Origin of the sequence: Planococcus salinarum, assembly GCF_007004625.1 — a bacterium.
Taxonomy (GTDB): Bacteria; Bacillota; Bacilli; order Bacillales_A; family Planococcaceae; genus Planococcus; species Planococcus salinarum.
Map to the genome: position 1 here is coordinate 102,601 of NZ_VIFV01000009.1, position 9,540 is coordinate 112,140.

General features: G+C 38.5%; 13 protein-coding genes. All 13 read right to left on the bottom strand.

What is annotated here, in order from left to right:
• Window positions 1–159: 159 nt before the first annotated feature.
• Entirely contained in the window at window positions 160–552 is a 393-nt protein-coding gene (locus DIJ65_RS07490) for a hypothetical protein (RefSeq protein ID WP_142836484.1), read from the bottom strand.
• Between the two features lie 326 nt (window positions 553–878).
• Window positions 879–1,724: an alpha/beta fold hydrolase gene (locus DIJ65_RS07495; protein ID WP_117300466.1), complete on the bottom strand. Its 846-nt coding sequence runs from the start codon at window positions 1,722–1,724 to the stop codon at window positions 879–881.
• A 173-nt stretch (window positions 1,725–1,897) separates the two neighbouring features.
• Complete coding sequence (locus DIJ65_RS07500) at window positions 1,898–3,724, bottom strand: M3 family oligoendopeptidase (RefSeq protein ID WP_117300464.1); 1,827 nt, start codon at window positions 3,722–3,724, stop codon at window positions 1,898–1,900.
• A gap of 316 nt (window positions 3,725–4,040) precedes the next feature.
• Window positions 4,041–4,394, bottom strand: a complete 354-nt coding sequence (locus DIJ65_RS07505) for a transposase (RefSeq protein WP_117300462.1) — start codon at window positions 4,392–4,394, stop codon at window positions 4,041–4,043.
• Window positions 4,395–4,551: 157 nt separating this feature from the next.
• Complete coding sequence (locus DIJ65_RS07510) at window positions 4,552–4,737, bottom strand: DUF7660 family protein (protein ID WP_117300460.1); 186 nt, start codon at window positions 4,735–4,737, stop codon at window positions 4,552–4,554.
• A complete protein-coding gene (locus DIJ65_RS07515; RefSeq protein ID WP_117300458.1) occupies window positions 4,737–5,210 on the bottom strand; it encodes an SMI1/KNR4 family protein in 474 nt (157 codons plus the stop codon). Before DIJ65_RS07515 ends, DIJ65_RS07510 begins: the two co-directional genes overlap by 1 nt.
• A 51-nt stretch (window positions 5,211–5,261) precedes the next feature.
• A complete protein-coding gene (locus tag DIJ65_RS07520) occupies window positions 5,262–5,678 on the bottom strand; it encodes an SMI1/KNR4 family protein (protein ID WP_117300456.1) in 417 nt (138 codons plus the stop codon).
• A 260-nt stretch (window positions 5,679–5,938) separates the two neighbouring features.
• Window positions 5,939–6,373: an Imm26 family immunity protein gene (locus DIJ65_RS07525; protein WP_221930616.1), complete on the bottom strand. Its 435-nt coding sequence runs from the start codon at window positions 6,371–6,373 to the stop codon at window positions 5,939–5,941.
• Window positions 6,374–6,455: 82 nt separating this feature from the next.
• Complete coding sequence (locus tag DIJ65_RS07530) at window positions 6,456–6,812, bottom strand: immunity protein Imm33 domain-containing protein (protein ID WP_117300634.1); 357 nt, start codon at window positions 6,810–6,812, stop codon at window positions 6,456–6,458.
• A 622-nt stretch (window positions 6,813–7,434) separates the two neighbouring features.
• A complete protein-coding gene (locus DIJ65_RS07540) occupies window positions 7,435–7,785 on the bottom strand; it encodes a DUF7668 domain-containing protein (protein ID WP_117300454.1) in 351 nt (116 codons plus the stop codon).
• 112 nt (window positions 7,786–7,897) lie between these two features.
• Window positions 7,898–8,149 (bottom strand): DUF2247 family protein, encoded by a 252-nt coding sequence (locus tag DIJ65_RS16710; RefSeq protein ID WP_142836485.1) that lies wholly within the window; start codon window positions 8,147–8,149, stop codon window positions 7,898–7,900.
• Entirely contained in the window at window positions 8,150–8,425 is a 276-nt protein-coding gene (locus DIJ65_RS07550; protein ID WP_142836486.1) for a DUF2247 family protein, read from the bottom strand.
• A gap of 371 nt (window positions 8,426–8,796) precedes the next feature.
• Window positions 8,797–9,171: an epimerase gene (locus DIJ65_RS07555; RefSeq protein ID WP_117300450.1), complete on the bottom strand. Its 375-nt coding sequence runs from the start codon at window positions 9,169–9,171 to the stop codon at window positions 8,797–8,799.
• Window positions 9,172–9,540 lie beyond the last annotated feature (369 nt).

The window sequence follows — 9,540 nt, forward strand, 5'->3', positions numbered from 1 at the left end:
GAGTGAAGATTTGCCCAGAGCAATCTCTTCTCTCCCTTCCTATTCATGCAGATTTTGATAAATCAACAATTTGTTAACTTTCTTAAGAAACAAAGGAGCTGCGAATTACAAAGATGTCCCTTGACTAACATGAATCTTTATAATCGGTAAATAAGTGCATTAGTCCAACAGGACCGTTTCCTCGATTACTTCCCCTTCTTCATTTTCCCACGATACATGCAATGTCATTTCTTCTGCAAATTCTTCGATATCATTTTCCGTGGAATCGGAACTAGTTCCTACTGAAGAATGAATTTTGATTTTTTTGCCTTTGCGCATGCTGCCACCCGATTCACCTGAAGGATAGGAAATTTTGTACTCAACTTCCTTAGGAGAGTAATCTTGCTTGAACTCTAGCCCTCCTTCGGTACGGATTTCTTCTTTTCCAGAGTCATTGGAGAAAGTAGTTTGAATCGTTGCATTCCATGATTCTGTTTCACCCCTACTTACATAAGTTTCGTCCCTGGCATTGCCTGTACATCCTGTTACTAGCGTCAATATCAGTAATGGCAAAACAACTTTTATACTTTTGATAGTATCATCCTTCCCTTTGACTCTCCCTACCGATTTTCTAGGAGCTTATCAAATATATGTCCTTGAAAACTAGTTGAGTGGGAAATGTTAGTAACCCTATTTTCTCATAAGATGTTATTAGTGAGAAGAGGGCAATAGTGATAACCATTCTTAGGAAGTGCAATATGCTTTGTTGGCGTTCGTAAAAGGACACTTTACCATACGAAGAGGGATAGAAGATGCTAATCAAATCGCACCATCTATCCTTTTGTAATTAAATTAATAATTTGGGATAAGCCATCAAATATAAATCAAAAAATCCTTATTTATTCTAGAGAGTTACTACCAAAAAAATCATTCGCAATTTTGTTCATTTCATAAGGCTTCTCTATAACAGTCCAATGGCCACAGTTTTCTACTTCAACCAGTTTCGTGTGAGGAATGTGTTTTATCAGTAATTCTTTTATTAATTCAGGGGTCAAAATGTCATAGACTCCCTGCACAATTACTATCGGAATATGTCTGATCTTAGCTAATTCATTGGTTAAATTATAATTTGCTAGAATGTCTTCACTGATTGCACCATTTACCAAAGTGTTGATTGTGGTTTTCTCTTTTCGCTGTAAAGACTCCTCTGAATAAACATAATACTTGTCCAAGATATCAAATACTTCATTTACTGTTGCGCTCCCTCTTGCTACTCTTTCCTCTAAAACTGAGAGTTTAACTTTGTCTTCGTTTGACAAGCTTTTTTCTAATTCTTCCCCAAAAGTTTTGAAACCTTCAGCCGTTGCTCCGATTGCTGCTGTCAGAAATATTTTGTTTACTCGTTCCGGATACGTGGTGGCATACAATAGAGCTAACATAGAACCCCAGGATTCACCATATAGATTTAGTTTTTCTAATTTTAATTCTTGACGCAGGCGTTCTAATGTATATACCTCATCTTGCATCGAATACTTCCCATCAATAGACTCAGCCGATTTCCCGCAGCCGGTTTGATCATAAAAAATTAATTTGAAATTTTGAGCTAACGGTAAAACATGTGGAAGGAAAAAGCGATGTTCACTACCAGGGCCGCCATGCAAAAAAACGATCTTCTCCCCTTTTCCTACTGTATTTAGATTTAACCTGTGCTCCTCGGGATTTATTCGGGTATATTGATCAGCCACTTACTTTACCTCCGTCCGTTTAGTTTTGTGCTCAATTCTTTTAAATTACGTAAAGATTTCTCCTTCATTATCGATAATGATTGGCGTCCGTAAAGCAGGAGATGTATGTCACACGTCATAGTGTGAGTGACTAGTTGAATTCAACATCTTTCTAACTTGCAAAAATATAATTATTAAGAAGAAAATGACTCAACCCTGGTACAGTATTTTTCAGTCAGATCTAAATACTCTTTAATGGAGTCTTTTAGTGACTGCTGCGATGCATCCCAGAAAGCACTAGTTGATATATCGATGTCTAAATAGGTTTGCGCCAATTGCTCTATCGTCATTCTGCCCGAATTGCGTAATAGGTCATCATATCGCTCTTCAAAGCCGCTAGTTTGAGATTTGGAAAGTGCATAGACTCCATTGCTGAATAAATAGCCTATTGTATAAGGAATGTTATAGAAAGGTTTTTCCGCATCGTAGAAATGGCTGATGTACATCCACTTATAAAGTGCCAGTTCCTCAACCTGCCCATCATAAAAGGCACTCTCCACTTCAGTTAGTACCGCTTTTATTTCCTCCACTGTAAGTGGTCCTTGTTTTCTTCTTTCATAAAACTTCTGTTCAAACTGAAATATATTCGGAACTGTGCCTACATACATCAGACCATTTCTGATTTTTATTTCAAGAAGAGCAAGCTTTTCCTGCTCATTTATGGTCTGCTGAAGTACCGCATCCAGTACCAAGTTCTCCATAGACGTAGAAGCTGTTTCATCAATGCTTATTCCTTTCTGCTGAGCAAGAGCTGGTTCTTCATGCAGAAGGGAATTATGATAGGCGTGTCCCAACTCATGGGCCAGGGTCACCACATCTTGATAGGTGTCCCGATAGGTAAGAAAGATTCGACTTTCCTTGGATAGTGGCATGGACGCACAAAATCCGCCTTCTGCCTTATCTGGCCGATTCTCCGTTTCAACCCAACCGTTCTCAAACGCCATTTCCGCGAAACGTCCTAACTTGTTGCTAAACTGATGGAACTGTTTAATGATTAAACTTTTCGCTTCAGAATAGGCCATTTTTTCAGCAGGTGCGAAATAAGGCGCATCCAGTTCATACCAGCTGTTTTTCTTTGATTCATTCATCTCGAGTTTCCGTTGTATGTAAGCTTGATAGAGCTCCTTATTTTGTTTTATCGAAGATATTGCTGTATGAATGGTTTTTTCGTTCAAGTCATTCTGTTCCACCGCTTCTTTTAAAAGATTGGACCACCCACGTTGGTTGTAGATGTCTAATCGAGATCCAGCAATTCGATTTAGAACTGCGGCAAAAGAGTCGGCTTCGGCTTCACAAGCCTCTTTTATTCCCCTGGCAGCACGTTCCCGAAGAGAACGGTCCTTTGAGTAAACAGCATAATTCAGAGCCTGCCCTATGGATACATCCGTTTGTTGTTTATCGATTTCTATTGTTATTCTTAATTTGGTTAGCAGTAGTTGATGCTGCTGTTCCCATCCTTTTATACCATTAACAGACAGAGCACTGATTAACCTTTCCATTTCCGCAGGAAGCCGGTCTTTGATTGCCTGTTTCTGCTTTTCTAAATAAAACGAAATCGGTTTAACTGCCTCCAGGTTGATAAATTCATTCCATGCATCTTGCGGCATCGCAGCCAGAATTCGGTCTAAGTTGATCTTCAAGGAGTCCAATGTTGCTTTGGCTGCTGCACTTTTGTCCAGTAAAATTATGACTGTACTGTCTTTTACATTTTCGGCATACAAACAAGTCACAAACTCATCCACTTCCTCCCATTCACTTGTCAGCGATTGGAAATGGAGAACAATATCAAGTATTTCCTGAGTATCGTTATAGTCTGTAGTTGTACTTTGAGTATCAAGCTCTGTAGTTAAGATATGAAGATTCTCAGTTAAGCTGTTGATTAGTTTGCTTAATTTTTCTGATTGGCTTCCATTTTCATATAAAGAATCTAAATTCCAATTTGGAGTAAATAGTTGATTCAAAGTCAGTCTCCTCTACTTTTGTATAGAATTAAACTTCGGCTGATTCTTTGGTTCTTTCCTTTCGAATGAAAATTTTTGTTAAAGCACTGACAGTTATGTGTTTTCAATAAAAAGGACTTTATACAAAGTTTACCATTAAGTGTGGCAGAAAATAGAGAGTAAACCTTTACAAAAGTTCTTTTATAAATATACTTTTGGAGATACAAAAGGAAGAGTAGTGCTAAATCAGCATTACACTTCCTTTCTGTTTGTGACCTATATATATCTTCTGCGTTTGGTAAATTTTGATATGTAAACTTGTATTTAAAGTAGAAATTTACTTACTGTCCTCCAGCTCTTCTACAAATTCTAGAAATAAATCCTGAAGTTCTCCTTCAGTATTTATAGAATTCAGGAGTAATCTTGGTTCGACAGAATCGGCATGATCTACCGGAATGCTACCATCGATGATGCCTAACATCGAGGAAATCGTATCTACCATGGTTTGTTCGATTATTTTCATCAAGGTCTCTCTTTTTTCCGATGGCAAACTGTTATATAAATTCAAAGCTTCTTTATAGTAGGGATCCGTTTTGGCATCCACTACCGCTGTCTCATATAGATCCTTATAACTTTCCAGATTTTCTTTAACAATTACTTCATGCAATGACTTAACAAATGTTTCATTCATTATCATCCCTCTTTTCACAGTTTAATTTTATAAACGTTAACTAAGCAAAGGTTATTTATTGAAATTTCTAACTGAGCTGACTTTTTTATGGATTTCCTAATTTATTTTGAAACTGTTTAGTTTATTCGTAGAATTTTGGTGTTTCAAGTGCGCTGCATTACAGTTCCCATTTATTTGCGTCCAAAACGGCATCGTCGAAATCCGCTAGCCAAGCTTGCATGCTTTCAAGATAATCCGGAAGTTCGATATTCTCCCAAGCTTCCTTATTTTCTATAAAATCAATGATTAACTCCTGGATAAAGCGGATGGCGTCTTGTTTTGACTTAACCTGATCTGTGTCCATTACGCCAGTTCCTCCTCGACCAATTCCAATAGAAAGTCCCCAAAATCATCCGCAATGATTTCCAGTGTCTGATCCTCTAAGGCATATGTCGGATCTAGAGCAACCACTTTCGGTTCCCCTGTAGCATCTGTACTATGAAAATCCAGACAGAAAATCTCGTCACTGCCCGTATCATAAATCGCCAGAAAGTTGGCAGGCAGATTGATGCTTTTGCGTAAATTGAGCGTGTACCAGATGGCATCTGGCATTGAAGAGTTTTCAAAGTCTTCGTCGATGATCCCGTAAACTTCTTCCGAGCCAAAATTTCCTGCGCCTAATGTCTGTAAATAATCCAGATAGGAACCGGTAAATTTTAGACCTACTGCTGCTTCTGCCTTCGCGATTAACTCTACTGACTTTTGCCCTTCAAAATCCGCTAGGTCTTTGTTCTTTGAAATGATTTTTTTAGCTTTTTGATAGGTTTTGATGCTCATCCTGCTACTCCTCCATCTTGTATTAGTTATTTTCCTTAAAGCCGGACTTGGTTAGTCAGCATTTGATGCCTTATTTAGAAAATCGAGGAACTTTGTAAAGGTAGATCCACATAGTTCCACCTCCTCGAGGTCCATCCCGATGAACGGCATGGAGACAAAGGGCATCTCCTTGCTTCGCGTATCCATACAGTAAGCCGTATCCCCACCATCCGATCCGATGATCAACAGTCCAGGTGCAAATTCTTCGACACTGTAGCCTTCGTTATCTTCAATTAGTTCTTCAACCTTCCATAACTGGAGATAGTTATCACCGATTGGACCCTCGCCTCCATTTGAATGCAACAGGAATTTGACATACTCTTTGGGAAATTGAAAGCCCAATTGACCTTCAACGTTTCGGATGACGTTTGGATCAGCCGGGTCATTTAGGTCAAGTGACTTTAGATATTGCTGAATGTCGGTATCCATCTATTTTCTCTCCCTGTCTTTAAGTAACTTCTAACAAGTCCTGGTATATAAACCAAAATTTCTGTGTCAAGCAATCTTACGGCAGTCGCTCACGTAAAATTGCTTCGACTTTTTCTGTTGCTAGTTGTGCTGATTCTCATCCCTGAAAACAGATTTCTTTACCCTTAGCAATTCAAGCAGCAGACCAACGTCTTCGTCTGCAATTGTTGTATCTTCACTGATGAAAATCCCAAGGGACCAACTTTTTCCAATTCGAGTTATTACCAGTCATCCAACGATTTCGTCCATGAGGTACCTCCCATGATGCGGTCGATAATATGTTCCGCTTCCCAGACCGCTGCTACCTCAAGACCTTCGCACGCTTCTGCAGTTGCCTCCCGGATCTGGCCTTTGTAATAGATCGCGTATTCCCCAGCAGGCTTATCCTTAATGCAAGAAGGGGGTGGCCATTCTTTCTCTTCCGTTTCAAAAGGCCGGTTTTCTACAAAAGGCCACTCTCCCGACTTGAGCGCTGATTCATAAACACCCACGATAAATTGGTACTCCTCGTCCGACGGCAAGTCGTTCAGGGCGTTTCCATTATGCCGGTAGATTCCGATTACAGCATCCCGAAAAGCCCTTCCAAAGGCGTATTTACCAGTCGGCAGTGGAATGGCATAAACATCGCCCACTTTTCGTCTTCTTCGTTTGGTCATTCTGCTCATCCCTTTCGTTCGAAAACTCATTAACGTTCGTTTTCTATACAACTTTCACAAATCCTATTGCATTTGGCCACATTCACTTATCCGTTTCTTTGTTCAGTAATGTTTCATCAAACCAAACATCCACATAGTCTCCCGCAACCAGAAAACGCCAACCTGGAGCCAATCCAAGGTATTTAGTGATGTCCTTTAGCCACTCTTCGATATGAACCGTATGATAAGGCACAAAAAATTCAGGGTCATCTGACAGTTCTTCTCCTGTCCAGATAAACCAGCCTGAGGTGCCTTCCTCGGGATACATGCGGAGTCCATTAATCGGCAGTATGCCTTGTTTAGCGTTATAGGCGACACCAATTTTTTCCCGATCATCGGTCGGTAAGAAGGTTGCGCAATACTTTTCACAAACCCGCTTTTGTTCGATTGGTATATCCATTTGTATTGTTTCCTTTTTTACATTATTATTCATGGATTCTTTACGTCTGATTAATTTTAAAAAGTTCCCTAATTCGTTTGTCAGCTTGGTTATTAGTTTCATACCCTATACAAACCTTTCTAAAAAAAATTTCTGCAGGAAGAATTGTATCCGTCTATTTTCTCAAAGTCTCTGCAAGCGTTGATTTGAAAACTAACTTTAAGTCAACTACCTCAATGGTTATCCAGTTCTTCTACATATAACAAAAATTCATCCTGAAGGTTTCCTTGGAATTAAGCACTAATTTCGGTTCGATCGAATCATCTGCTAGAGTTACATGTCCATCAATGATTCCTAACACATTAGAAACCGTATCGATCATGGTTTGTTCAATGATTTCAAATAACATCGCTTTTCGTGCATCCGTTAACTCATTGAAGAAATTAATTATTCCTGTTCTCTGCTCATCAGTATGAGAATCTACTTTTATGTTCTCATACATATCTTTGTAAAGTTCGAGGTTTTCTTTCACTATTGATTCATAAAGCGATTTAGCAAATCTTTCAACCAGCGCTCATTCATTCCATTTCCTCTTTTCATTCAGAGTTATTTTCTACTTTTTCACGTCATTTATGCATTTTTTTTAAAGAACATGAATGCTGTCAATGGCAATTGATTTTTCCTTCTCCGTTAACCGAACCGTGCAGGTTAAGGTCAAATCCGACTTTTCCCCATCGACCCATAGTTCATATTCCAGCATCCATTCGGGCTTATCGTCAATCTCATATAGATCAAGGTTTTTGTAGTCTGTTTCAGGCGACGCTGTCAATGTTCCGCCATAATCAACCAGCTGCTCCTTTAGTTCTTCTACGGTATAAGGTCCGCTTCTTCCAGTTTCTACAATTAATTTTAACTTGCCGTTAACTAAGTCTTTGACTAATGATATAAGCAAAGCAAGAATCTCCTCTTTCTCTTCGATGTACAGCACCTCCATTTTTCAAACCGCTTTTCATAAATACACGCAGAAACTTAATTGATGGCTAATTAATTTAGAGACAAAACCGTTCTTAAAAGTAGAATTTTACAAATGAAGTGAGCTTGTTTGCTTAACGTTTGTGCTTTTTCATAAACCTACGATTTTGTGAAACTAAATAATCAACCCAATTTTTATAAATGTTTGATATAGCCACTTCTCTAGTTGGAGGCAGAGGCCCTTCATCTTCTTCTAATGGCATGTAACTGACGAACTTCGAAATGCTTTCAGGGTAATCGAAGTCCGCATATATTTCTTCAACTTGAGTAAGTGGATCTGGAAATTTCTCTTTGTTTTCATATAACCAATAGAGCGTTAAGTACAACTATTTCTCCGCAGCCAATTCATTCTGTTCAGTTACGGATTCACTCTTCACAAGTTGGTCCAGATACTGCTGAATAGAATCGCCTGGATACAAAGATGCCAACCCAAACATTAGATTGGAAACATTTGGGTTTTCTGCTGCCAGTTTTGTTGCATGCTTTATGGCCGCATTCGACGAAAGAAAGCCGTGGTCGATACCAAATTTAAGGTCTTCCCATGTTATGTCTACTTTTGAGGATATGTACTCATATGTAAAAAATATTGATAATGAATTCATGTACTCAGCTCTCTTCTATTTTAAGATCAGTAAAACGGTCTACCCCTTACTTTAAATATAATCAGGTACCAAATAGATTGCTAGCTAATTTTGGAAATAAAAAGCGTTCGTAAAAGTACACTTTTATAGACAAAAAGAGAGACTAGAGGCTGCTTTGACTTAAGCCTACTATCTCCCTTTCTATTCAAGCAGATCTTGATGTACCATTAATGTTATGATAATTTGTGAGCTTCCTTAAGAAGCAAGGAAACTATCAGTTATTTAGATCTGTCTTGCCTCATATAATTCTTTACACGACATAAATGAGAGCGTTTTTTCAACGGAATCCTATCCTCAAGCACCTCGTCTTCTCTCTTCTCATACGTATAATCCTATCCCTTTTGTTTACTACTAAATCTTGAGATCCATCCATCTTCTGTGTATAATTCACCAGCCAGTCCATCACTATTTTCTCTTATATTTATAGGGTTTTCTTCCTCTAAAGTAATCACGATATTTACCTCTTCCTCTTGTTCTAAGGTCCATAAAAAATGATGTAGTGTGCTATCGACTACCTTGGGAATTAATTTCATAATAAGTTGTAGTTGTTCGGAATGAAGTGATTGAACTTCATTAAATAGCTGCTGCGATTCTTCATCTTTCATTTTACCTCCGAGAATTCGCTCCCAATCTTCGATAGATTCATCACGTACTTGTTCTATTAAAACCTTACCAAAAAAATCCAACGCTTCTTTATGATTACTCATTTTATTCTCCTCCTACCTATACCACGGTATATTGTTTGGCTTTCTAACATTTTATCGACGTAAATTTTTAAGTGAACGTGCTGTTAGATTCCTCGCCAGTTTTTATTTTTATCACTATTAATTAAATAGAAACTTTTCACTAGTGTTGCATAAAAACTGACGAAATATTCAGTCACAATTTTTCAATTATTTTTGCCAAAAAGGGAAGCACCCGAATAAAGGTAGCACTGTCCATTTGGTAGATTTATACAGTTTGACGAAGGCAACAGAGATGGACGGTCTTCTTTACGGAACTGCTTTGTTTTCGATCCGGGACAACCAATGCCGAGACGCCGTCCAAAGTTTCGCCTTGAGCAGACGTGTAATGGT